The 23588-nt window shown below is 76.0% G+C and carries 22 protein-coding genes; 12 read left to right on the forward strand and 10 right to left on the reverse strand.

The window, feature by feature from the left end; all coding sequences use genetic code 11:
- Positions 1 to 278: 278 nt before the first annotated feature.
- Entirely contained in the window at positions 279 to 1310 is a 1032-nt protein-coding gene (locus GWJ10_RS15175) for a LacI family DNA-binding transcriptional regulator (protein ID WP_043658239.1), read from the reverse strand.
- A 132-nt stretch (positions 1311 to 1442) separates the two neighbouring features.
- On the opposite strand from GWJ10_RS15175, the gene GWJ10_RS15180 reads away from it, so the two are divergent.
- The 5 genes from GWJ10_RS15180 (at position 1443) to GWJ10_RS15200 (ending at position 8080) form a co-directional block, all read left to right on the forward strand.
- The gene (locus GWJ10_RS15180; RefSeq protein ID WP_241005841.1) at positions 1443 to 3224 is read left to right on the forward strand and encodes a beta-N-acetylhexosaminidase; all 1782 of its coding nucleotides are present in this window, start codon (positions 1443 to 1445) and stop codon (positions 3222 to 3224) included.
- Positions 3221 to 4873, forward strand: a complete 1653-nt coding sequence (locus GWJ10_RS15185) for an amidohydrolase family protein (protein ID WP_076405893.1) — start codon at positions 3221 to 3223, stop codon at positions 4871 to 4873. The genes GWJ10_RS15180 and GWJ10_RS15185 overlap by 4 nt, the downstream gene beginning before the upstream one ends.
- A 49-nt stretch (positions 4874 to 4922) precedes the next feature.
- Positions 4923 to 6299, forward strand: coding sequence for an alanine racemase (locus tag GWJ10_RS15190; protein ID WP_163188333.1), 1377 nt, complete (start codon positions 4923 to 4925; stop codon positions 6297 to 6299).
- Positions 6300 to 6367: 68 nt separating this feature from the next.
- Positions 6368 to 6775 carry a RidA family protein gene (locus GWJ10_RS15195; RefSeq protein WP_021483739.1) on the forward strand — a complete coding sequence of 136 codons (408 nt, stop codon included), beginning with the start codon at positions 6368 to 6370 and terminating at the stop codon, positions 6773 to 6775.
- Between the two features lie 99 nt (positions 6776 to 6874).
- Positions 6875 to 8080 carry an AAA family ATPase gene (locus tag GWJ10_RS15200; RefSeq protein ID WP_163188336.1) on the forward strand — a complete coding sequence of 402 codons (1206 nt, stop codon included), beginning with the start codon at positions 6875 to 6877 and terminating at the stop codon, positions 8078 to 8080.
- A 57-nt stretch (positions 8081 to 8137) separates the two neighbouring features.
- On the opposite strand, the gene GWJ10_RS15205 is transcribed toward GWJ10_RS15200, so the two are convergent.
- The 3 genes from GWJ10_RS15205 to GWJ10_RS15215 form a co-directional block, all read right to left on the reverse strand.
- The gene (locus GWJ10_RS15205) at positions 8138 to 9340 is read right to left on the reverse strand and encodes a glycerate kinase (protein ID WP_241005842.1); all 1203 of its coding nucleotides are present in this window, start codon (positions 9338 to 9340) and stop codon (positions 8138 to 8140) included.
- A 146-nt stretch (positions 9341 to 9486) separates the two neighbouring features.
- Positions 9487 to 10014, reverse strand: coding sequence for a MarR family winged helix-turn-helix transcriptional regulator (locus GWJ10_RS15210; protein ID WP_163188338.1), 528 nt, complete (start codon positions 10012 to 10014; stop codon positions 9487 to 9489).
- Between the two features lie 59 nt (positions 10015 to 10073).
- On the reverse strand, positions 10074 to 10835 hold the full coding sequence (locus GWJ10_RS15215; RefSeq protein ID WP_043655243.1) for an isoprenyl transferase: 762 nt from the start codon (positions 10833 to 10835) through the stop codon (positions 10074 to 10076).
- 371 nt (positions 10836 to 11206) lie between these two features.
- Here GWJ10_RS15215 and GWJ10_RS15220 point away from each other — a divergent pair, with 371 nt between their 5' ends.
- The gene (locus tag GWJ10_RS15220; RefSeq protein ID WP_061267462.1) at positions 11207 to 11875 is read left to right on the forward strand and encodes a hemolysin III family protein; all 669 of its coding nucleotides are present in this window, start codon (positions 11207 to 11209) and stop codon (positions 11873 to 11875) included.
- 45 nt (positions 11876 to 11920) lie between these two features.
- Here GWJ10_RS15220 and GWJ10_RS15225 read toward each other — a convergent pair whose 3' ends face one another.
- The 3 genes from GWJ10_RS15225 to mca are packed head-to-tail and all read right to left on the reverse strand — an operon-like array spanning position 11921 to position 14096.
- A complete protein-coding gene (locus GWJ10_RS15225; protein WP_241005843.1) occupies positions 11921 to 12727 on the reverse strand; it encodes a carbon-nitrogen hydrolase family protein in 807 nt (268 codons plus the stop codon).
- A gap of 2 nt (positions 12728 to 12729) precedes the next feature.
- Positions 12730 to 13158, reverse strand: a complete 429-nt coding sequence (locus GWJ10_RS15230) for a hypothetical protein (RefSeq protein ID WP_163188230.1) — start codon at positions 13156 to 13158, stop codon at positions 12730 to 12732.
- Complete coding sequence (gene mca / locus GWJ10_RS15235; protein WP_241005844.1) at positions 13155 to 14096, reverse strand: mycothiol conjugate amidase Mca; 942 nt, start codon at positions 14094 to 14096, stop codon at positions 13155 to 13157. Before mca ends, GWJ10_RS15230 begins: the two co-directional genes overlap by 4 nt.
- A gap of 207 nt (positions 14097 to 14303) precedes the next feature.
- On the opposite strand from mca, the gene GWJ10_RS15240 reads away from it, so the two are divergent.
- The 3 genes from GWJ10_RS15240 (at position 14304) to GWJ10_RS15250 (ending at position 16704) form a co-directional block, all read left to right on the forward strand.
- The gene (locus GWJ10_RS15240; protein WP_061267455.1) at positions 14304 to 14738 is read left to right on the forward strand and encodes a DUF4307 domain-containing protein; all 435 of its coding nucleotides are present in this window, start codon (positions 14304 to 14306) and stop codon (positions 14736 to 14738) included.
- A gap of 328 nt (positions 14739 to 15066) precedes the next feature.
- Positions 15067 to 15549 (forward strand): transcription elongation factor GreA, encoded by a 483-nt coding sequence (gene greA, locus GWJ10_RS15245; RefSeq protein WP_021483866.1) that lies wholly within the window; start codon positions 15067 to 15069, stop codon positions 15547 to 15549.
- 165 nt (positions 15550 to 15714) lie between these two features.
- Entirely contained in the window at positions 15715 to 16704 is a 990-nt protein-coding gene (locus tag GWJ10_RS15250) for a hypothetical protein (protein WP_163188340.1), read from the forward strand.
- 102 nt (positions 16705 to 16806) lie between these two features.
- Here the strand turns inward: GWJ10_RS15250 and ilvA are convergent, their stop codons facing one another.
- The 3 genes from ilvA to GWJ10_RS15265 all read right to left on the reverse strand — a co-directional run bounded on the left by ilvA (position 16807) and on the right by GWJ10_RS15265 (position 20694).
- Positions 16807 to 18072, reverse strand: coding sequence for a threonine ammonia-lyase (gene ilvA / locus GWJ10_RS15255; RefSeq protein WP_163188342.1), 1266 nt, complete (start codon positions 18070 to 18072; stop codon positions 16807 to 16809).
- Positions 18069 to 19379, reverse strand: a complete 1311-nt coding sequence (locus tag GWJ10_RS15260; protein WP_081600043.1) for an AI-2E family transporter — start codon at positions 19377 to 19379, stop codon at positions 18069 to 18071. Before GWJ10_RS15260 ends, ilvA begins: the two co-directional genes overlap by 4 nt.
- A 79-nt stretch (positions 19380 to 19458) precedes the next feature.
- Positions 19459 to 20694, reverse strand: a complete 1236-nt coding sequence (locus GWJ10_RS15265; protein ID WP_163188395.1) for a cystathionine gamma-synthase — start codon at positions 20692 to 20694, stop codon at positions 19459 to 19461.
- Positions 20695 to 20907: 213 nt separating this feature from the next.
- On the opposite strand from GWJ10_RS15265, the gene GWJ10_RS15270 reads away from it, so the two are divergent.
- From GWJ10_RS15270 to GWJ10_RS15280, 3 genes are all read left to right on the forward strand, one after another.
- On the forward strand, positions 20908 to 21702 hold the full coding sequence (locus GWJ10_RS15270) for an SDR family oxidoreductase (protein ID WP_061267450.1): 795 nt from the start codon (positions 20908 to 20910) through the stop codon (positions 21700 to 21702).
- A 144-nt stretch (positions 21703 to 21846) separates the two neighbouring features.
- On the forward strand, positions 21847 to 22521 hold the full coding sequence (msrA, locus tag GWJ10_RS15275; RefSeq protein ID WP_021479764.1) for a peptide-methionine (S)-S-oxide reductase MsrA: 675 nt from the start codon (positions 21847 to 21849) through the stop codon (positions 22519 to 22521).
- A 135-nt stretch (positions 22522 to 22656) separates the two neighbouring features.
- Positions 22657 to 23493 carry an aldo/keto reductase gene (locus GWJ10_RS15280; protein WP_061267449.1) on the forward strand — a complete coding sequence of 279 codons (837 nt, stop codon included), beginning with the start codon at positions 22657 to 22659 and terminating at the stop codon, positions 23491 to 23493.
- The last annotated feature ends 95 nt before the right edge of the window (positions 23494 to 23588 follow it).

The raw sequence follows: 23588 nt of genomic DNA on the forward strand, positions 1-23588 counted from the left end.
GCACGGCGTTCGATGCAGTCCGGGATGGTCCCGGGATGGTCCCGGGACGGCCGTCGTGCACCGGGTGCCGACCGCGCCGTCGGGCATGACAGTAACTAGTCGACAGCATGAGCGCAAGAACCTGACAGCAGCGTTATCGAAACGCTATCTCGACGTGTCCAGACCGCGACGGCGGTCAGCCAGAGGCGAGACCGGCCCCGCCGCAGGGCAGACGACGAGGGCCCCGGCCCGGCGCGCACGAGGCGGCCGGGCCGGGGCCCAGGAGGAAGAGGGTGCGGTCAGGCGACCGTCGCGTCACGACCCGTCGTGCGTGCGGCGGCCGTCGAGCCGCGCACGACGAGCTCCGGCTCGAAGAGCAGCTCGTCGCGGGAGACGTCGGCGCCCGCGATCATGCCGGCGAGCAGGTCGACGGCCGCGCGACCCATCGGCTCGATGGGCTGGCGCACGGTCGTCAGCGCGGGGTCCGTCGAGTTCATGAGGTTCGAGTCGTCGTAGCCGACGACGGAGACGTCGGCGGGCACGTCGAGCCCCGCGCGGCGGACGGCGCGGACCGCGCCCAGCGCGAGGGGGTCGCTCGCGCACACGATCGCCGTCGCGCCGGCCTCGAGGAGCCGGTTCGCGGCGGCCTGACCGCTCTCGAGCGAGTACTGGCTGTGCACGACGAGCGCCGGGTCCAGCGCGTGGCCGTGCCGCTCGGCGAAGGCCTGCGCGGCGGCGAGCTTGCGCTCGGACGGTACGTGGTCGGCCGGGCCGAGGAGCAGGCCGACCCTCTCGTGGCCGAGGGACAGCACGTGGCCGAGCGCCTGGTTCATCGCGACGAGGTCGTCGCACGAGACGCGCGGGAAGTCGAGGTCCTCGACGGACGCGTTCATCAGCACGACGGGCAGGCCGAGCTTCTCGAGCCGGCGGAAGTGCGCGTGGTCGGCCTGGCGCTCGGCGTAGAAGCCGCCCGCGAAGATGACGCCCGACACGTGCTGCCCCAGGAGCAGGTCGATGTACTCGGCCTCCGTCACGCCGCCCGCCGTGCGCGTGCACAGCACCGGGGTGAACCCCTGCTGCGCGAGCGCGCCCCCGATGACCTCGGCGAACGCCGGGAAGATGGGGTTGACGAGCTCCGGGAGCACGAGCCCCACGAGCCGGCCGCGCTCCCCGCGCAGCTTGGTGGGCCGTTCGTAGCCGAGCACGTCGAGCGCCGTGAGCACCGCGTCCCGCGTGGCCTGCGAGACGCCGGGCTTCCCGTTGAGCACGCGGCTCACGGTGGCCTCGCTGACACCGACCTTGGTGGCGACCTCCGCCAGACGTCTCGACATGCCGTCGACTATACGTCCGGCCGCAAGCGGCTTGCGTGATCCTCCCGGCTGCGAACGCACGCTTGCGGCAGCGCTGTCCCACTCGTCCACAGCCGGGTAGGAACGCCCCCGCGGGCCCGCTAGGCTCGTTCGGTGTCCTTCCAAAAGGTGCCCACCTCGTCCACGGCGGACCCCGCCGGGATCCTCCCCGCCCCGGTGACGCTCGAGCCCGGCGCCGGGACGACCGTCGTCGCGGACGGGACGACCGTCGTCGCGGACCCCGCCCTGCACCCGGCGGCGCGCTGGTGGCGGCGCGTCACCGAGGACGCGTTCGGCCTGGACCTCGTGCCCGCCCCGGCGGGCACCGCGCCCACCGACGGCACCCCGCCCGTGGTCTTCGCGGTCGACGACGACCTCCCGCCGTCGGGCTACCGCCTCGTCGTCGGCGACGACGGCGTCCGGGTCGGTGCGGCCGACCTCGACGGCGCGCACGCCGCGGCCCAGACCCTGCGCCAGCTCGCCGGCCCCGCCGCGTTCCGCCGCGCCCCCGCCGTGACGGGCGCGGGCGGTCGCGCGACGCTCGCGCTCCCCCACGTCGCGGTCACCGACCACCCGCGGTTCGCGTGGCGTGGGGTGCTGCTCGACGTCGCGCGCCACTTCCTGCCGAAGGCCGACGTCCTGCGGTTCGTCGACCTCGCCGCCGCGCACCGGCTCAACGTGCTCCAGCTCCACCTCACGGACGACCAGGGGTGGCGCGTCGAGATCGCGCGCTACCCCCGGCTCACCGAGGTGGGCGCGTGGCGGCGCGAGTCCGGGCTCGGCACCTGGCGCGCCGGCGTCGCCGACGGCCGTCCGCACGGCGGCTTCTACACGCAGGACGACCTGCGCGAGATCGTCGCGTACGCGCGCGAGCGCGGCGTCACCGTGGTCCCGGAGATCGACGCGCCGGGGCACGTGGAGGCCGCCGTCGCCGCGTACCCGGAGCTCGGCACGCGCAAGCGGCCGCACGAGGTCCGCACCACGTGGGGCGTGAGCACCGAGGTGCTCGACCCGTCGGAGGAGTCGCTGACGTTCTTCCGGCACGTGCTCGACGAGGTGCTGGAGATCTTCGACGCGCCGTTCGTCGCGATCGGCGGCGACGAGGTGCCCACCACGCTGTGGCGCGAGAACCCCGCGATCGTCGCGCGCGCGCAGGCGCTCGGGCTCGACGACGTCGGCGGGCTGCACGGCTGGTTCCTCGCGCGGCTCGCCGAGCACGTCGCGTCCCGCGGTCGGCGGGCGGTCGTGTGGGACGAGGCGTTCGGCCCCGCGCTCCCGCGCGACGTCGTCGTGACCTCGTGGCGCGGCTGGGCCGTGGGCGCGGACGCGCTCGCGGCGGGCCACGACGTCGTCATGGCGCCCGAGCAGGTCGTGTACCTCGACCACCGCGGCGGCGACACCCCGGACGAGCCCGTGCCGGTCGGGTTCCTCACCACGCTCGACGACGTGTACGCGTTCGAGCCCCTGCCGGCCGAGCTCGCGGGTGCCGCGGACGGCACGGCGGCCGGTCCCGCCGCCGCTCCCGCGCCGGGCGCGCTGCTCGGCGGGCAGGCGGAGCTCTGGTCCGAGCACCTCGACTCCGCGCGCCGCGTCGACTACGCCGCGTTCCCGCGCCTCGCGGCGTTCGCCGAGGTCATGTGGTCGCCCGAGGCCGACCGCTCCCCCGGGTCCCCCGCGGCGCGCGCGTTCCGCGAGCGCCTCGTCGCGCACCACCTGCCGCGCCTCGACGCGGCCGGCGTGGAGTACCGGCCGCTCGACGGGCCGCACCCGTGGCAGACCCGGCCCGGGATCGCGGGCTGGCCGCGCGACCGCGCCGAGGAGCTCGCCGCGGGTGGCCTGCGCGGCGTCGGCGGCTGGGTCGAGGGTCGCGACGAGGACGCGGGCGGCCCGGCATGAGCGCCCTCGTGGTGCGCGGGGCGCGCCTCGTCGAGCCCGACGGCGGCCCCTCCGCCCCCGTCGACGTCACCGTGCGCGCGGGCCGGGTCGAGGGTGTCGCGCCCGCGGCCGGGACCGCTCCGGCGGACGCCGACGTGCTGGACGCGGACGGCCGCCTCCTGCTGCCCGGGTTCGTCGACGCGCACGTGCACGGGGAGGCCGCCGTGCTCGACGACGACGTGCAGCTCGCGATGCTGCGCCAGGGCGTGACGAGCGTCGTCGTCGGGCAGGACGGGGTGTCCTACGCACCCTCGCCGCGCCCGGGCGCCGACGGCGGGCCCGCGGCGTCGGGCCTGCACGACGCCGCCGCGTGGGCGAGCGGGTACTTCGCGGCGATCAACGGCGAGCACCCGACGTTCCGGGGCGGGTCCGTCGCCGACCTCCTCGCCACGTACGACGGCACGACCCGCGTCAACGTGGGCTACCTCGCCCCGCACGGCACGATCCGCTACGCGGTGCTCGGCGCCGCCGCGCGCCCCGCGACGCCCGCCGAGACGGACCGGATGCTCGCGCTGCTCGCCTCGGCGCTCGACGACGGCGCGCTCGGCCTGTCGACCGGCCTGGAGTACGTCCCCGCGACGTACGCCGACGAGGCCGAGCTCGTCGCGCTCGCGCGCGTGCTCGCGGCCCGCGGCGTGCCGCACGTGTCGCACATGCGCGGCTACGAGGACCGGGCCGGCCCGGCGTTCGCGGAGCTGGTGCGCGTCGCACGCGCGTCCGGGGTCGCGACCCACGTCTCGCACTACCACGGCCCGGCCGCGGAGCTGCTGGGGTACGTCGACGACGCGCACGCCGCGGGCCTGGACGTCACGTTCGACTCGTACCCGTACCTGCGCGGCTGCTCGATCCTGTCGATGGTGTCGCTGCCGACGTGGCTCCCCATCGCGGACGTCGACGCGACCGTCGCGGCGCTCGCCGACCCCGCGGTGCTCGAGCGCCTGCACCGCGAGCACTTCCCGCACCTGGCCGACCTGTGGCCGCGCGTGACGATGGCCGCGGTCCCGACCGGCCCCGCCGCCGGGGCCGCGCCGGGCTCGGTCGAGGACCTGTCGTGGACCGAGGGCATGACGTTGCCCGACGTCGCCGCGCGCCTGGGGCTGTCCCCCGCCGAGACCGCGGTGCGGCTGCTCGTCGCGACGCGGCTGCGCGCGTCGTGCGTCTTCGCCCAGCCGCCCACGAACTCCCCGGAGTCCGTCCGCGCCCTGCTGCGCCACCGGGCGCACGTCGGCGGGTCCGACGCGATCTACGCGCCGGTCGGGGGCGGCGGCCGCCCCCACCCGCGTGGCTGGGGCGCGTTCGCGCGCTTCCTCGCCGAGCACGTGCGTACGCTCGGGGACTGGACGTGGCACGACGCCGTCACGCACCTGTCCGCGCGGCCCGCCGCGCGCTTCGGGCTCGCCGGGCGCGGTGCGGTCGTCCCGGGGGCGGTCGCGGACCTCGCGCTCGTCGACCCCGACCGCGTGCGCGACGAGGCGACGTACGAGGACCCGCGCCGACCGGCGTCGGGCGTGGACGACGTGCTCGTCGCGGGCGTGCGCGTCCTGCGCGACGGCGCGCTCACCGACGCGCTCCCGGGCCGCCCGCTGCGCCCGGGCGCCCCGGCGGCGTGAGCCTCCCCCTGCACCCGTCCACGAGAGCCCCGTCCCCGAGGAGGACCCCATGACCGGCACGACGCACGACGCCGCGCGGCCCGCACCCGACCGCCCCTGGGCGCGCGACGTCGTCGGGCCCCGGACCAAGGGCCTGCGGCTCCCGGCCGGGACCACCGTCGCGGACGTGCTCGCGGGCTCGCCGCGCGTCACCGACGGCGCGTTCTCCTGGCCGCTGCTCACGCTCGACGACGCGGCGCTCGACCACAACGTCGGCACCGTCGCGCGCGTGTGCGCCGAGCGCGGGGTCGAGCACGCGCCGCACGTGAAGACGACGATGTCGCGCGCGCTCTACGCGCGCCAGGCCGCGGCCGGGGCGTGGGGCGCGACGGTCGCGACGCCGTCCCAGCTGCGCACGGTGCGCGACTGGGGCGTGCCTCGCGTGCTGCTCGCCAACGAGCTGCTCGACCCGCGCGAGATCGCGTGGCTGCGCGACGACCTGGCGCGCGCCGAGGCCGCGGGAGGCGACGACGAGGTGTGGCTGTGCGTCGACTCGCCGCACGGGGTCGACCTGCTCGCCCGCGGGTTCGCCGACGCCCCGGCCGGCGTCCGCGCGCGCCTCGGCGTGCTCGTCGAGCTCGGCGTCCCCGGCGGGCGCACCGGCGTCCGCAGCACCGCCGCGGCGCTCGACCTCGCGCGCGCGGTCCGCGCGTCGGGCCTGCGCCTGCTCGGCGCGACGGGGTACGAGGGCTCGGTCGCGGGCGGCACGACCGACGACGAGCTCGCCGCCGTCGCCGCCTGGTGCGACGGGCTGCGCGCGCTCGGCGCCGCGTTCGTGCGCGAGAGTCTCGCGGGCGTCGCCGAGCCGCTCGTGCTGTCGGCGGGCGGCAGCTCGTTCCTCGACGTCGTGCTCGCCGGGCTGCCCGGCCCCGTCCCCGGCGCGGACGGGCGCGAGGTCGAGGTCCGCGTCGTCGTGCGCTCGGGCGCGTACGTGACGCACGACCACGGCTTCTACTCGCGCACCGACCCGTGGAGCCGCATCCCCGGCGCGGAGCCGCTGCGCGCCGCCGCGACCGTCTGGGGCCAGGTGCTCTCCGTCCCGGAGCCCGGGCTCGCGGTCTGCGGCATCGGGCGCCGCGACGTCTCGTTCGACATCGACCTGCCCGTCGCGCTCTGGCTGCGCTCGCAGGCCGACGACGGCTGGCTCGCCCCCCGCGAGCTCGCCGGCACCCGTGTCACCGCGCTCAACGACCAGCACCTCTACCTCGCGCTGGACGCGGACGAGGCCGGCGCCGGGCAGGTCGGCGGCCCCGCCACCGCCCAGGTCCGCCCGGGCGACGTCGTCGGCTTCGGCATCTCCCACCCCTGCACGACGTTCGACCGGTGGCGCGTCGCCGCCGTCGTGCGGGGCGACGAGGTCGTGGACCTCGCGACGATCGACCTCTGACCCACCCCGACGACCCCACCCGACCCCGCACAGCACCCAGACACCCAGACGCTCCGAGAGGACCCCGCATGACCACCGAGAAGACCGCGATCTCCACCCCCGACGCCCCAGCCCCCGCGCACACGTTCCACCAGGGCGTGCGCAAGGGACCGTTCGTCCAGGTCTCGGGCCAGGGGCCCGTCGACCCGGCGACGAACGAGTACCTCTACCCCGGCGACGTCGCGGCGCAGACCACGCGCACGCTCGAGAACGTGCGCGCGATCGTCGAGGCGTCCGGCGCCACGTTCGACGACGTCGTCATGCTCCGCGTGTACCTCACGAAGCGCGAGGACTTCCCGATCATGAACGACGCCTACGGCGCGTTCGTCGCGCAGCACACCACGAAGGGCGTGCTCCCCAGCCGCACCACGGTGTTCACGGGTCTGCCGCGCGAGGAGATGCTCGTCGAGATCGACGCGTTCGCGATCACCGACTGACGCGCCACGCGGCCCGACGCCGCCTCGCCGCGCACCGCGCCGGGTCCCCGCGCCGCCGCGTGGGACCCGGCGCGTAGCGTGCCGGGCGGGAGGTGACCGATGCTCGCGACGATCGCGGTGGAGGGCTACCGCTCGCTGCGGAGCCTCGTGCTGCCGCTCGGGCGGCTCACGGTCGTGACCGGGGCGAACGGGACGGGCAAGTCGAGCCTGTACCGCGCGCTGCGCCTGCTGTCCGGGTGCGCGCTCGGCGGCGCCGTCGGCGCGGTGGCCCGCGAGGGCGGGCTGCGGTCGACGCTCTGGGCCGGGCCCGAGCAGGGCGGTCGGGTGGCGCGCGGTGGCGCGGTGCAGGGCACGCGCAGAACGGCGCCCGTCGCGCTGCGCCTCGGGTTCGCGGGGGCCACCCCGGACGACCTGGGCTACGCGGTGGACCTCGGCCTGCCGCAGCACCCGGGGTCGGCGTTCGCCCTCGACCCGGAGATCAAGGTCGAGACCGTCTGGTCGGGGCCCGTCCCGCGGCCCGCGACGCTCCAGGTCGAGCGGCGCGGACCGGCCGTCCGCGTGCGCGACGACGCGGGCCGCTGGCAGTCCTCACCCGCGCGCCTGCGCCCCTTCGACAGCGTGCTCACCGAGCTCGTCGACCCGGTAGGCGCGCCGGAGGTCGTCGCGGTGCGCGAGCGCCTGCGGTCGTGGCGCTTCTACGACCAGCTGCGCACCGACGCCGACGCCCCGGCGCGCTCGCCGCAGCTCGGCACCCGCACGCCCGTCCTCGCGCACGACGGCGCGGACCTCGCCGCGGCGCTGGAGACGGTGCGCGACCTGGGCCGCGGGGACGAGCTGGACGACGCCGTCGCCCGCGCCTTCCCCGGCAGCCGGCTCGCGGTGCACGCCGACGACGGCCGGTTCGAGGTCGCCTTCCACCAGGACGGGCTGCTCCGGCCGCTCAGCGGCGCCGAGCTGAGCGACGGGACGCTGCGCTACCTCTTCCTCGTCGCGGCGCTGCTCTCGCCGCGACCGCCCGAGCTCCTCGTGCTCAACGAGCCGGAGACGAGCCTGCACCCCGACCTCCTGCCCGCGCTCGGCACGCTCGTGCACGCCGCGGGCCGCGAGACGCAGGTCGTGGTCGTCACGCACGCGCCGGCGCTCGTCGAGGCGCTGCGCGACGCGGCCGCGTCGGGCCCGGCGGACCTGCCCGGCGCGGACGAGCTCGTCGAGGTCGAGCTCGTGCGGTCGCCGTGGGGCGAGACGACGGTCGCCGGGCGCGAGGGGCTCCTCGACCAGCCCGCGTGGGTCTGGCCGAAGCGCTGACGGCGGCGCCGTCCCCCGCGGGTCGGCCCCGAGAGCCGGCCCGGGGGGCGGCGCCCGTCAGCGCCGCGACGCGACGTGCAGGCTCGTGACGGTCGCCGCGAGGTCGACGAGGCGGGACGCCGTGCGGTCGAGCAGCTCGTCGAGCGCGATGGGGCCGGGCGCGATGCTGAACGCCGCGGCGATCCCGGCCTCGCGCGCCTGGTGGGCGGGCAGCAGCACCCGGCCCGCGAGCACGACGACCGGAGGCCGCTGCGGTGCCTCCGCCGCGAGGGCGCCCATCGCGTCCGCGACCTTCCCGTTGACGGACTGCGAGTCGAACGACCCCTCGCCGGTGACGACGAGGTCGGCAGAGCGGATGGCGGCGGGCAGCCCGACCGCCTCGGCGACGAGGCGCGCGCCCGGCTCGAGCTCGGCGCCGAGGACGCCGACCATGCCCGCGGGCACGCCGCCCGCGGCGCCCGCACCCGCGAGCTCAGCCACGTCGACGCCGGTCTCCTGCGCGAGGACGCCCGCCCAGCGCCGCAGCGCGTCGTCGAGGAACGCCACGTCCGCCGGCTGGGCGCCCTTCTGCGGTCCGAACACGTGCGCCGCGCCCCGCTCGCCGTGCAGGGGGTTGGTGACGTCGACCGCGAGGCGCCAGCGGACCTCGCGCGCCCGCGGGTGCAGGCCGGACAGGTCGAGCCGCGCGACCCGTGCGAGGCCCTCACCTCCGTCGGGCACGGTCGTCCCGTCGGCGTCGAGGAGCCGCGCGCCGAGGCCGGTGAGGATGCCCGCGCCGCCGTCGGTGGACGCCGACCCGCCGAGGCACACGATCACCTCGTCGACCCCCGCGTCGAGCACCGCGGCCGCCGCGGCCCCCGTGCCGCGGGTGTGCGCGTGCAGGGGCTGGAGCGCGACGTCGCTCACCTGGGGCAGCCCGCTCGCCTCGGCGAGCTCGACCACGCCGAGGCGGCCGTCGGCCGAGACCCCGTACCGCGCGGTGCGGGGACGGCCGATCGCGTCGACCGTGGAGACCTCCCGGGCCGGGACGCCCCACACGGCGAGCAGGGCCTCGAGCGTGCCCTCGCCGCCGTCGGCCATGGGGAGCTCGACGACCTCCGCGTCGGGGACGACGCTGCGCACGCCCGACGCGACGGCGCGCGCGACGTCGGCGGCGCTCAGGCTGCCCTTGAACGAGTCGGGCGCGACGACGACGCGCAGCGGGCCGTCGGCGCGGGGCCCGGGGACGGGGTGCAGGGTGGTGCTCGGCGTTGAGGACACGCTCGCATCCTAGGCAGGCCGACGTGCGACGGCCCGTAGCGGAAGGGACGGACCGGACGTGTTCCGCGCCACAGCGCCGAGCGCGCGGGGCCGGTGCTGAGGCGCCCGGGGTGCCCGGGGTGACCGCGTCGTCCGTGGGCGCGCGCTCAGGCGCCCGGGGCGCCCGCCGCGCGTCCCGGGGCGGCGTCCGGGATGTCCTGCTGCGCCGCGCGCAGCCGCTCGAGCAGCTCGCCGAGCGTCGCGAGGTCGGCGTCGTCGAGCGCGCCGCCCACGTACGTCGCGATGGCCCGGGCGTGCGCGCGGCCGGTCGTGCGCTGGAGGTCGCGGCCCGCCGGGGTGAGCCGGACGAGCGTGCCCCGCGCGTCGTCCGGCGGGGTCGCCCGGTCGACGAGGCCGCGCGCCGCGAGCCGGTCCACCATGCGGCTCAGCGAGGGCTGGCTGAGCAGGATGTACGCGTTGAGGTCGCGCAGCCGCATCCCGTCCTCGGGGCCCTTCGTCAGCGAGAACAGCACGTCGTACTCGCGCAGGGTCAGGCCGTCCCAGACCGGGTCGGACTGCAGCCGCCGCATGATCGCGACCTGGGCCCGGAAGAGGGACTCCCACGTCTCGACGGCGAGGCGCGCGCTCCCGGGGCCCGGCTCGGGGCCCGCGTCGTCGGCGTGCTGCTGCGTCATGTCGCCCCCGGACGGCTCGGTCGATGCGTTCGCATCGACCCTACCCGCCGGGTGGCCGGTCAGCGGCCCAGGCGGCGTTCGCGCTGCGAGTACGCGCGCAGCGCGCGCAGGTAGTCGACGCGACGGAAGTCGGGCCAGTACGCCTCGCAGAAGTAGAACTCCGAGTGCGCGCTCTGCCAGAGCAGGAAGCCGCCGAGGCGCTGCTCGCCCGACGTGCGGATGACGAGCTCCGGGTCCGGCTGGCCCTTGGTGTAGAGGTGCTCCTCGATGTGCTCGACGTCGAGGTTCTCCGCGAGGTCCTGCAGGCGCGCCCCCGCGGCGGCCTGCTCGCGCAGGTACGACCGCACGGCGTCGGCGATCTCGTGGCGCCCGCCGTAGCCGATCGCGACGTTGACCTGGAGCCCGTCGACGGCGGCCGTGCGCTGCTGGGCGTCGCGCAGCGCCGCCGTGAGCCGCTCGGGCAGCAGGTCGAGCCGGCCCATGACCCGCAGGCGCCAGCGGCCCGTCTCGGCGAGGTCGCGCACGGCGTCCTCGATGATGTCGAGCAGCGCCGACAGCTCCTCCTGCGACCGCGACAGGTTGTCGGTCGAGAGCATCCACAGCGTGACGACCTCGACGCCGAGGTCCTCGCTCCAGCCCAGGAACTCCGTGATCTTGTCGGCACCCCGGCGGTGGCCGGTCGCCGTGGACTCCCCGAACGAGCGCGCCCACCGCCGGTTGCCGTCGAGGATGACCCCCACGTGGCGCGGGACGCTCTCGCGCGAGAGGGTCGCCGCGAGGCGACGCTCGTAGAGTCCGTAGACGGGGCGGGGCAGGCGCACGCTGGTTCCTCGGCGATGGGCGGACGGGGACGCCCGGCGGGCGCGCCCCGGTGCGGGGCGCTCGGGCCGAACCCGCACACGCTACCGCTCGTCCGTGCCCGGTCCGGCGGGCCCGGACCGCTCCGCGCGCCCCTGCCCAGGATCTTCACACCGCGAGGCGGGGACCGGTCGCGAACCTACGTTGGCGTAACTTACGATGGCGTAGGTTGGCGTGGGAGCCCCGCGCCGGCCTCTTCCGTGCACGGACACACCACCGAGGAGACGTCGTGGACCGACCGACCGACCGCGACCGCACCCCGAGCGCGCCGCCCGCCGACCCGGGCCCGGCGCACGCACCCGGCACCGACGCGCTCGACTCCGTCCGCGAGAACGTGGGCGACGCGGTCGCGAAGGTCGCCGAGGTCGTCAAGCCGCGCCTGCGCGGCTGGATCCACGCGGGGACGTTCCCCCTCGCGCTCGTCGCGAGCATCGTCCTCGTCGTCGTCGCGCCGCCCGTCGCCGGCAAGGTCGCGACCGCGGTCTTCGGCCTCAGCGCGTGCCTGCTGTTCGGCACGAGCGCCGTGTACCACCGCGGCACGTGGTCGCCCCGCGTCGCGGGCGTGCTCCGCCGCGCCGACCACTCGAACATCTTCCTCATCATCGCGGGCACCTACACGCCCCTCGCCGTGCTCCTGCTCCCCCAGCGGACAGCGACGATCCTGCTCGCGATCGTGTGGAGCGGGGCCCTGCTCGGCCTCCTCGCCCGGATCCTGTGGCTCGACGCCCCGCGGTGGGTGTACGTCCCGATCTACGTCGCGCTCGGGTGGGTCGCGGTGGGCTACATGCCGCAGTTCTGGACGACGACGAACGGCCCGGCGATCGTCTGGCTCGTCGCCGTCGGCGGCCTCGCCTACACGCTGGGCGCCGTGGTCTACGGCATCAAGAAGCCCAACCCCAGCCCGCGCTGGTTCGGCTTCCACGAGATCTTCCACGTGCTCACCGTCGTCGGCTACGGGTGCCACTACGCCGCGATCCTCATCGCGGCGCTCGCCGCGCGCTGAGCGCCCGCCGCGGGCGGAGTGCCCACCCGGGCGCCCCGCGCCGGCTCAGTCCTTCGGGACGACGACGTAGCGCCGGTTCGCGAGCGACGGGTTGCGCTCGCGCACCGCGGCCAGCGCGGCCGGGTCGAGGTCCGCGCTGCGCAGCTCCGCGCGCTCGCCGAGCTCCAGCCCCACCTGGCCGTCGGGACCGACGAGCAGGGAGCGCCCGGTCACGCCCCGGCCCGCCTGGCCAACGGCGAGCACGACGGCGGTGTTCTCGATCGCGCGGGCGCGCGCGAGGGTGCGCCACTGGTCCGCCTTGAGCTCGCCCGCCGCCCACGCGGCCGGCACCACCAGCACGTCGGCGCCCGCGTCCACGAGGCGCCGCGCGCTCTCCGGGAAGCGCAGGTCGTAGCAGGTCATCACGCCGAACGTCAGGTCGCCGACGCGCAGCACGAGCGGGGGCGCGGCCGGGTCCCCGGCGTCGAGCCGGTCCGACTCGCGGTGACCGAAGGCGTCGTAGAGGTGCACCTTGCGGTACGTGCCCACGAGGTCGCCCGCGGCGTCGACCGCCACGACGACGTTGACCGCCCGGCCGGGCGCGCTGCCCGGCACGAGGGTCCCCGCCACGACCGCGACACCGTGCTCGCGCGCGAGCCGGCGCAACGTGCCGACGAACGGCCCGTCCAGCGGCTCCGCGTGCTCCGCGCCGGTGCCGCGCGGGTCGAACGCCGCGGCGTACTCCGGCAGCACGAGCAGGTCGGCGCGCACGCGCGCCGCCTCCCGGAACGCCGCGCCGACCGTCACGAGGTTCGCGGCGTGGTCGGCCGAGACCTCGAGCTGCCCGATCGTGACGCGAGCGCCGGTCGCCACGGTCAGCCCTGCCGCTCCGGGCCGCTCTCGTCCGGGCCGCGCGCGTCGCGGGTGCCGCCGGACGTGGAGCCGTCCGGCGCGGCGCCGTCGGACGCGGAGCCGTCCGGTCCGGAGCCGGCGGTCGCGGAGCCGGCGGGGGTCTCCGGGGCGGTCTCGTCGACCGGGCCGTCCGGGCCGATCCCCTGGGTCTCGGCGTTGTGCCGCATGCGTCGGAGCTGGCGCGAGAGCCCGAAGAACAGGGCGACGGTCGCGACCGCCACCGCGAAGATCGCGAGGAAACCGGCGAGACCGGGCGACACGTCGTTCGGATCCAGGTCCTCGCGCAGCGGGTCGTCCGACGGGCTCGGCGTCGCGGTCTCCGCCACGACGTCCGCCGCCCAGCCCGGGCCGCCCGCGAGCGTCGGCACGTCGCGGAAGGGTGCCGCGCTCACGAGGCCACCTCCTCGCCCGCGACGAGCTCCCGCACGCCGGCGAACAGGTCGTCCTCCGGCAGGTCCGTCGGGACGCGCGACTCCGCGAGCTCGAACTCCTCGAACGGCCACACGTCGACCTCGAGGTCGCGCGGGATCGCGAAGAAGAAGCCCTCCGGGTCGATCTGCGACGCGTGCGCGATGAGCGCCGCGTCACGCTGGGCGTAGTAGCGCGCCACGTGGACGCGCGTCGTGACCTCGCGCTCGGGGATCTCCCGCGCGGACCGCGACTCGACCCAGTCGCCGAACGGCGACTCCAGGCCCGCGCCCTGCATCGCCTCGTGGAGCGTGCGGATGCGGTTCATCGAGAAGTCGTGGTTGTAGTACAGCTTGAGCGGCGACCAGGGCGCCGCGCCGCCCTCCCGGCGGTAGCGCTCCGGGTCGCCCGCGGCGTGGAACGCCTCGAACGCGACGCGGTGGCACATGACGTGGTCCGGGTGCGGGTAGCCGCCCGACGGGTCGTACGTCGTGACGACGTGCGGACGGAACTCGCGCACGAGCTCGACCAGCGGCGCGGCCGCCTCCTCGAGCGGCACGAGACCGAACGAGCCCTCGGGCAGCGGCGGCAGCGGGTCCCCCTCGGGCAACCCTGAGTCGACGAACCCGAGCCACTGCTGCCGGACGCCGAGCGCGCGCGCCGCGGCGGCCATCTCGACGCGGCGGAGGGCGCGCATGCCCTCGATGTCCGCCGGGCCCTCGCCGAAGCTCGGGTTGAGGATGTCGCCGCGCTCGCCCCCGGTGCACGTGGCGACGAGCACGTCCACGCCCTCGGCCGCGTAGCGCGCCGTCGTCGCGGCGCCCTTGCTCGACTCGTCGTCGGGATGCGCGTGCACGGCCAGGAGACGGAGCGTCTCCGGCTGCTCGCGCTGGGTGGTCGATCCGGCCGCGGGTTCGGCCACTGGTCCTCCCGGGTGCGTCGTACGTCTCCTCGCGCGGCCTGGGACGCGGCACAGGACGCCGTGGGTGCACGACGAGGGCCGGGGCTCTGCGAAGATGGGTCGAGGACATGATCCACCACCGCGCCCACACCTGACGAACCGCCGACCACCGCCGGCACCCGCCGGGCCAGCGACCGGGCGCGGCGGCACCGACCACGGGACCGCACCATGACGAACGAGACCACCGCCCCGCAGCCGAGCCCGAGCACGCCCCTGCGCCCTCCAGCGGGCCGGTACGGGCCCGAGCCCACCGAGCGGCGTCGGCGCCTGGCGGTCGTCGGGATCGTGCTCGTCGCGGTCGTCGGGCTCGCCATCACGTTCGTCATCGGGCTGCGCTACGCGAACGAGCCGGTGCGCTTCAAGGACTTCGGGTACACCGTCGTCAGCCCGGAGCGCGTGGACGTCACGTTCGAGGTGTACATGGATCCCGGCACGACGGCGACGTGCACCCTGGACGCACTCGCCGAGAGCTACGCGCAGGTCGGCACGGTCGACGTGACGGTCGGCCCCGTCGAGGTCACGGAGTCCCGCTACACCGTGAGCGTCGCGACGTCGGAGCTCGCCACGACGGGGATCGTCCAGTCCTGCCGCCCGGCTCCCTGAGCCGCCCGGCCGTCGTGCGGACCAGCCGCCGCACTCCCGGCCGTCGCGCCGGCGGACCGCCCCGCCCCGCGCCGTCCGCACCTCGTGCTTTGCTATCCTGAGGGATTCCCGCACCCGACCGCGTGCGGCCCGCGGCCGGTGCTCGTGACAGGCGACCGACCATCGGGCGACCCGGCGGTCCGGCGGGAACCAGTCCTCCGCGCTGCCACCCGGGCAGCGTCACCGACCCGGGCAGGCAGGCGCTCGCGTGAGCACGCGCCCCGGCTGCCCGTCTCTGCACGGCCGTGCCCGGCGCGACCGTCGAACCATGGAAAGGAAGGAGCGAACCGTGACCGACACCACCGTCACCTGGCTGACCCAGGAGGCGCACGACAGGCTGCAGGCCGAGCTCGCCCACCTGTCCGGCGAGGGCCGCACCGAGATCGCGGAGCGCATCGCCGCCGCCCGTGACGAGGGCGACCTCAAGGAGAACGGCGGCTACCACGCCGCCCGCGAGGAGCAGGCCAAGAACGAGGCCCGCATCCGCGAGCTCACCGAGAAGCTGCGCAACGTGCGCATCGGCACGCCGCCGGACGACGGCAAGGTCGAGGCCGGCATGGTCGTCACGGCCGTCGTCGCGGGCGACGAGATGACGTTCCTCCTCGGCTCGCGCGAGATCGCCGGCACGACGGACCTCGACGTGTACTCGCCGACGTCCCCGCTCGGTGCCGCGATCGACGGCAAGACCGTCGGCGACGAGACCAGCTACACCGCTCCGAACGGCAACGAGATCGCCGTGAAGATCACCGCCGCGAAGCCCTTCGAGGGCTGACGCGCCCCCGGCGGCCGCGACGCCGCCGGGCGAGACGTGAGAAGTGGCCCCTCCGACACGTGTCGGAGGGGCCACTTCTCGCTTCTCGGCAGCTCTCGTCTGCTTCGTCCACAGGTCTTGGCCGTTCCTCGGCAGGTCGGGGGTGTGCTCGGGGACACTCTCGGCATGCCCGTCCCGGTGCCCGACCCGCCGTTCGTCGTCGCCGAGGCGCTCCGCCTCGGCGTGAGCCGGAAGCAGCTGCGCTCACCGCGGCTCCACGCCCCGGTGCGGGGCGTCCGCATGGACGCCGCCCGGCGCGACGACCTGCGGTCCGTCGCCGCCGCCGTCCGGCTCGCGCTCCCGCGCGCGGCCGCCTTCTCCCACACCACCGCTGCCGCGCTGTGGGACCTGCCGCTCCCGCCCGGCGTGTCCGGCCTCTCTCCGCTGCACGTCTCGGGGCCACCCGGCACGCGACCCCTCGACGCGACCGGTGTCGTCACGCACGTCGGCCTGCCGGGGCGCGACGTCGTCGTCCGGCACGAGCTCGCCGTGACCGGCACGGACAGGACCGTCGCCGACCTGGCGGCGCTCGTCGCCGCGGGCGGGCACGGTCTCACCGAGACGGACCTCGTCGTCGTCCTGGACGCGGTCCTCGGCGCCCGGGGACGAGCCCGCCCGTACCCCCGCGACCGGCTCGAGGCGCGCGTGCACCTGCTGCGCGGTCGACGCGGGGTCGTGCCGCTCGCGTCCGCGCTCCACCGTTCCCGCCGTTTCGTGGACTCCCCCATGGAGACGCTGCTGCGCCTCCGGCTGGTCGACTCGGGCTTCCCCTGCCCGGTCGTCGGGGCCGACGTCGTCGACGACGACGGACGCTGGCTCGCACGACCCGACCTGTGCTGGCCCGAGCTCCGCATCGCGGTGGAGTACGACGGCCGGCACCACCTGACCTCCGCGCGGCAGCGCCTGAACGACGTCGCGCGGCAGGAGGAGCTGGAACGGCTCGGATGGCGGGTGATCGTGCTGTTCGCGTACGACGTCCTCGGCCGCTGGCCCTCGACCGAGGGCCGGATTCTGCAAGCCTTCGTCGACCGCGGCGCGCGCCCGGAAGAGCTCCCGGACGCTCCCGACCCGGCCACGCGCCCGCGCGTCGTCACCCCGGCGCACCGGACCACCTGACTGCCGGCCGCCGGCCGAGAGGCGGGTGGGCGAGACGTGAGAAGTGAGAAGTGGGCCCTCCGGCACGCGCGGGAGGGGCCACTTCTCGCTTCTCAGGTCTCGTCAGACCCGCGGCGACCCGCCGTCGCTGCGCTCGACGCGGTAGCCCGCGGAGCGCAGGTGCGCGACGAGCTCGTCGCAGTGCTCGGGCCCCTTGGTCTCGACCTGCATGCGCACCCACGCCTCGCCGATCGCGAGGCCCACGTCGGTGCGGTCGTGGTCGATGTGCATGATGTTGCCGCGCCTCGCCGCGACCGCCTCGAGCATGCGCGCGAGGGCGCCGGGGCGGTCGTCGAGCAGCACCTGGAGCTGGATGTACCGGCCCGCGGCGGCGAGGCCGTGCCGCACGACCCGCAGCAGCACGAGCGGGTCGACGTTCCCTCCGGACAGCACGACGACGACCGGTCCCTCGACCGGGTCCGCCGCGCCCGCGTCGACCGCGGCCGTCCCGGACAGGAGCGCCGCGACACCGGTCGCGGCGGCGGGCTCCACGAGCAGCTTCGCACGCTCGGCGACCATGAGCAGGGACCGGGAGATCTCCTCCTCGGTCACGGTGCGCACCTCGACGCCGTGGTGCGCGACGATCCCGAACGGCACCGCACCCGGGGTCCCGACCGCGATGCCGTCGGCCATCGTCCCGGCGAGCCGGGCCGTCGTCGGCTCTCCCGCGGCGAGCGAGCCCGGGTAGGCCGCGGCACGCTCCGCCTGCACCCCGATGACGCGCACGTGCGGCGCGGCCTGGGCGAACGCCGCGGCGAGCCCGGCGACGAGCCCGCCGCCGCCGAGCGGGGCGACGACGGTCCGGACGTCGGGCACCTGCTCGAGGATCTCGAGCGCGATGGTCGCCTGGCCCGCGACGACGTCGGGGTGGTCGAACGGGTGGATGAAGACGGCGCCCGTGCGGTCGGCCTCGGCGCGCGCGGCGGCGAGCGTCTCGTCCACGTCGGCGCCCACGAGCCGGACCTCGGCACCGTACTGGCGCGTCGCCGCGACCTTGGGGAGTGCGGCGTCGACCGGCATGTACACGACGGCCCGGATGCCGAGCAGGCCCGCGGCGAACGCGACGCCCTGCGCGTGGTTGCCCGCGCTCGCCGCGACGACGCCGCGCGCCTTCTCGTCGACGCTCAGGCGCGCCATGCGCACGTAGGCGCCGCGGACCTTGAACGACCCCGCGCGCTGGAGGTTCTCGCACTTGAGCAGGACCCGGACGCCAGCCGCCTCGCTGATCGCCCGGGTGGTGTGCACCGGCGTGCGGTACGCGACGCCGTCGAGCAGGCGGGCGGCGTCGCGGACGTCGTCGAGCGGGACGGGCACGGGACCTGAGGTCACCGCGCCTCTCCCGGTGTGCCCTCGCCCGGTGCGTCGGCGACGCCGGCGTCCTGCGTCTCGACGACCGCCGAGCCGCCGGCGTCGTGCGCCCGGCGACCGGGGCGGCGGGCGCCCGTGTCGTCGAGGTCGGACTCGGCGCGCGCGATGACGGGCGGCTGCGGGCTGCCGCGCACGACGACGCGGTCGTCGGTGCCGAGCTCGGGGAACTTGTCGTGGCCGTGCAGGTAGAGCACCACCGTGTTGAGCACCGCGGCGATCGGGACCGCGAACAGCGCGCCGACGATGCCCGCGGCGAAGCTACCGGCCGCGACGACGAGCAGGACGGCGACGGGGTGCAGCGAGACCGCGTGCCCCATGAGGAAGGGCTGGAGGATGTGGCCCTCGATCTGCTGCACGAGCAGCACGATGCCGAGCATGACGAGCGCCTGCACCCAGCCCTGCGCGACGAGCACGACGAGCACGGCGATGGACCCGGTGACGATGGCACCGACGATCGGGATGAACGACCCGACGAAGACGAGGATGCCGAGCGGCAGCGCGAGCGACGGCACGAAGAACGCGGCACCGACGCCGATGCCGACCGCGTCGACCGCGGCGACGAGGATCTGGGTGCGCGTGTACGCGGCGAGCGTCACGATGCCGCGACGGCCGGCCTGGTGCACGCGGTCGCGGGCGCGCAGCGGGAGCAGCCCCACGACCCACGACCAGATCGAGCGGCCGTCGAGCAGGAAGAAGAACGTGCAGAACAGGGCGATGAGGGCCCCGGCGAGCACGTGGCCGATGGTCGTCGCCGCGCCCAGCGCGCCCGAGACGATCGAGTCCTGGTTCTCGGAGACCGCGGTCCCCGCCTGGTCGAGCCAGTGCGAGAGCGTGGTGGAGTCGAGGCCGAGGGGGCCGTCGGCGAGCCAGTTCGTGAACTGCTCGAAGCCCTCGACGGCCTGGTCGCGCAGGTCCTGGAAGCCGCTGACGATCTGCTGCCCCGCGATGGCGATGAGCCCCGCGACCACGACGATGAGCGCGATGAGCGCGGCGCCCGACGCGAGGCCGCGCGACATGCGCAGGTGCCGCCGGAAGAACCGCTGGACCGGCGTGAGGAGCACGGTGAGCAGCAGCGCCACCGCGATCGGCACGACGATCACCTTGAGCTGCGTCACGACCCACAGCCCGGCCGCGATCGCCGCGCCGATGAGCAGCAGGCGCCACGACCACGCGGCGGCCGAGCGCACGGCGTCGGGCACGGCCGCTGCGCCGGGACGCGCGGGAGGAAGCGGGTCGGGGGTGCGGTGCTGGTCCGTCTGCGCGCTCACAGCGCAACCCTAGGGGAGCGGCCCCCGCCGCGCGCCCCTGCGCACGGCGAGCCCGCGCGGTGTGCGCAGGATCTCCCCGTCAGGCGAGCGCCTGCCCGAGGTCGGCGAGGAGGTCCTCGACGTCCTCGATGCCGACGGAGAGCCGGACGAGGTCGTCGGGGACCTCGAGCGCCGTGCCCGCGACGGAGCCGTGCGTCATGCGGCCGGGGTGCTCGACGAGCGACTCGACCCCGCCCAGCGACTCCGCGAGCGTGAACACCCGGGTGCGCGCGCACACGTCGAGCGCCTTGGCCTCGCTGCCCACGCGGAACGAGACCATGCCGCCGAAACCGGACATCTGACGCGCGGCGAGCTCGTGGCCCGGGTGCGACGCGAGGCCCGGGTAGATCACCTCGGTCACGGCCGGGTGCGCGTCGAGGAACTCCGCGACCGCGGCCGCGTTCGCCTGGTGGCGGTCCATGCGCACCGCGAGCGTCTTGAGCCCGCGCAGCGTGAGCCACGCGTCGAACGGCCCGGCGACGGCGCCCGACGCGTTCTGGTGGAAGCCCACCGCCCCCGCGACGTCCGTGCCGCCCGCGGGCGACGCGAGCCCGCCGGGGAGCTGCGCACCCGTCGCCACGACGAGCGCTCCCCCGACGACGTCGCTGTGGCCCCCGACGTACTTCGTCGTCGAGTGCACGACGACGTCCGCCCCCAGCGCGAGCGGCTGCTGGAGGTAGGGCGTCGCGAACGTGTTGTCGACGACGAGCAGCGCCCCGGCGTCGTGCGCGACGCCCGCGAGCGCCGCGACGTCGCTCACGCCGAGCAGCGGGTTCGTCGGGGTCTCGACCCAGACGACGCGCGTCTCGGGGCGCACGGCGGCGCGCACGGCCTCGACGTCCGTGAGGTCGACGGGCGTGTGCTCGACGCCCCACGGGCCGAACACGCGGGCGATGAGGCGGTAGGTGCCGCCGTACGCGTCGTCGGGCACGATCACGTGGTCCCCGGGGCGCACGACGGCGCGCAGCAGCGTGTCCTCGGCCGCGAGGCCGGACGCGAAGGCGAACCCGCGCGCGGCGGGCGACCCGTCCGCCGTCGGGCGCAGGCCGCCGGACTCCGCGGCCGCGAGCGCCTCCTCGAGGGCGGTGCGCGTCGGGTTCGCGGAGCGCGAGTACTCGTAGCCGCCGCGCAGCCCGCCGACGCCGTCCTGCTTGTACGTCGAGACCTGGTGGATCGGCGGCACGACGGCGCCGGTCGTCGCGTCCGGGTCCTGGCCCGCGTGGATCGCACGCGTGGAGAAGCCGGTGGTGGTCCAGTCGGGGTGCTCGCTCGAGATGGTCACCCGACCAGCCTAGGCGCACCCCCTGCGCCGAGCAGGCGGTCCTGGTCCGTCCCGCTACCCGGACGAGCCAGGACCACCTGCTCGGCGGCGGCCGTGGCGACGGCGGCCATGGCGGGGGCGGTGGGGCGGTGGCGGCCGCGACCGCCGCGGGCCACGGTAGGGAGGCGGGCGGCGACCGTCGTCCGACGACCCGGAAGGAGCCCGCGCATGAGGATCGACCTGGACGGCAGGAGGGCGCTCGTCACCGGCTCGGCGCAGGGGATCGGGCTCGCGATCTCGCGCACGCTCGCGGCGTGCGGCGCGGCGGTCGTCGTCAACGGGCGCTCCGAGGAGACGGCGCAGCGGGCTTCCGCCGACGTGCGCGAGCACGTGCCCGGGGCGGACGTGCTGGGCGTGGCCGCCGACCTCGCGACCGACGAGGGGACGGCGGCCGTGCTCGACGCCGTGCCGCACGTCGACGTGCTGGTGAACAACCTCGGCATCTTCTCGAGCGCGGACCCGCTCGCGATCGACGACGCCACGTGGCGCCGCTACTTCGAGGTGAACGTCCTCGCGGGCGTGCGGCTCACGCGCGCGTACCTGCCGGGGATGACGGAGCGCGGCTGGGGCCGGGTGCAGTTCGTCGGGAGCGACTCGGCGGTCGTGATCCCGGCCGAGATGATCCACTACGGCGTGACGAAGACGGCGCTGCTCGGCGTCTCGCGCGGGTTCGCCAAGGCGGCGGCGGGCACGGGCGTCACGGTGAACAGCGTGCTCGCCGGGCCCACGCACACGGGCGGGGTGGAGGCGTTCGCGCGCGAGCTCGTCGGCGACGACCTGCCGTGGGACGAGGCGCAGCGCGTGTTCATGCGCGAGCACCGCCCGCAGTCGCTGCTCCAGCGCCTCATCGAGCCGGAGGAGATCGCGCACATGGTCGCCTACCTCGCGTCACCGCTCGCGTCGGCGACGACCGGCGCCGCGGTGCGCGTCGACGGCGGGTACATCGACTCGATCGTCCCGTGAGAGGCTCGGGCCGGACGCGCGCCCGGCCCCCGGTCGCGGCACGTCCGCGGAACACCGACCGCCCCCGCCGCGTTCTACCCCGTGCCAGGACGATGCGTCGTGGGCCAGCGCCCCGGTCGTCCGGGCACCCTCAGGAGGTAAGCGATGAACTCGATCTTCGACGCGATCTTCGGCTCGTCCGGCAAGACGACGATGATCGCCCCCGAGGACGCGCTGCCCGGGCGCCAGTCGCCCGTGCTGCAGGCGCCGCGTCCCCACACCGTGCTCGGCACCTCGATCACCGGACCGTGGCCCGAGGGCACGCGCGTGCTCTACCTGGCGATGGGCTGCTTCTGGGGCGCCGAGGAGATCTTCTGGCAGGTCCCCGGGGTGGTGAGCACCGCCGTCGGCTACATGGGCGGCACGACGCCGAACCCCACCTACGAGGAGGCGTGCACCGCGCGGACCGGCCACACCGAGACGGCGCTCGTCGCGTACGACCCGACGAAGGTCTCCGAGGAGGAGCTGCTCAAGATCTTCTGGGAGCGCCACGACCCGACGCAGGGCTATCGCCAGGGCAACGACGTCGGCACCCAGTACCGGTCCGCCGTGTACTGGACGACGCCCGAGCAGGAGCAGGCCGTCCGCGAGACGGCGGCGCGCTACTCCGCGGTGCTCGAGGCCAAGGGCTACGACCCCGTGACTACCGAGATGCGCCCCGCGGCCGAGGCCGGGCCGTTCTACTACGCCGAGGACTACCACCAGCAGTACCTCGACAAGAACCCGAACGGCTACCGCTGCCACGCGACCACGGGGGTCCCGTTCCCGAGCGCCGCGTAGCACCCGCCGAGAGGTGAGAAGTGGCCCCTGGTCCCGCCGGACCAGGGGCCACTTCTCGCATCTCGCCCGCGCGACGTCCCGCTGCCGCGTCCCGCCGAGGTGCGGGGCCGCCGGGGTCGCCCGCACGATGGGCCCATGACGATCCCCACCCTCGCGGCGCAGGACGGCACGACGATCCCCGCGATCGGCCTCGGCACCTACCGGCTCCAGGGCGAGGAGGGCGCGGACGCCGTCGCGCGCGCGATCGACGCGGGGTACCGGCTCGTCGACTCCGCGTTCAGCTACGAGAACGAGGGCGCCGTGGGCGCGGCGGTGCGCCGCTCGGGCGTCGCGCGCGAGGACGTGCTCGTGACGTCGAAGCTCCCCGGGCGCCACCACGCGCACGACGACGCCGTCCGGACGGTCGAGGAGTCGGTGCTGCGCACGGGCCTGGACTACCTCGATCTGTACCTCGTGCACTGGCCCAACCCGCGCGTGGGCCGGTACGTCGAGGCGTACGAGGCGCTCGTGGAGTGCCGCGACCGGGGCCTGGTCCGGCACGTCGGCGTCTCGAACTTCCTGCCGGAGCACCTGGACGCGGTGATCGCGGCGACGGGCGTGACGCCCGTCGTGAACCAGGTCGAGCTGCACCCGTACTTCCCGCAGCCGCTCCAGCGTGCGGCGGACGCGGAGCGCGGCGTCGTCACGGAGGCGTGGAGCCCGATCGGACGCGCGAACGACCTGCTCCGGGACCCGGTCGTCACGCAGGTCGCGGCCGCGCACGGCGTCTCCCCGGTGCAGGCGATCCTGCGCTGGCACGTGCAGCTCGGCGTCGTGCCGCTGCCGAAGGCGTCGTCGCCGGAGCGTCAGCGCGAGAACCTCGACGTGTTCTCGTTCGAGCTGACCACGCACGAGATGAACGCCCTGACCGGGCTCGCCCGGGCGGACGGGCGCACGAACGGCCAGGACCCGGCGGTGTACGAGGAGCTGTAGCGCCGGGGCTCGCACGGCCCGGTCGCGGCCCGGTCCCGGCGCGGCGGCGCGCGCCCCCGCCCGCCGGTCGTGGCACCGTGTGCGCGTGACCTCCG

Source organism: Cellulosimicrobium sp. SL-1, from assembly GCF_011033075.1.
Taxonomy (GTDB): domain Bacteria; phylum Actinomycetota; class Actinomycetes; order Actinomycetales; family Cellulomonadaceae; genus Cellulosimicrobium; species Cellulosimicrobium funkei.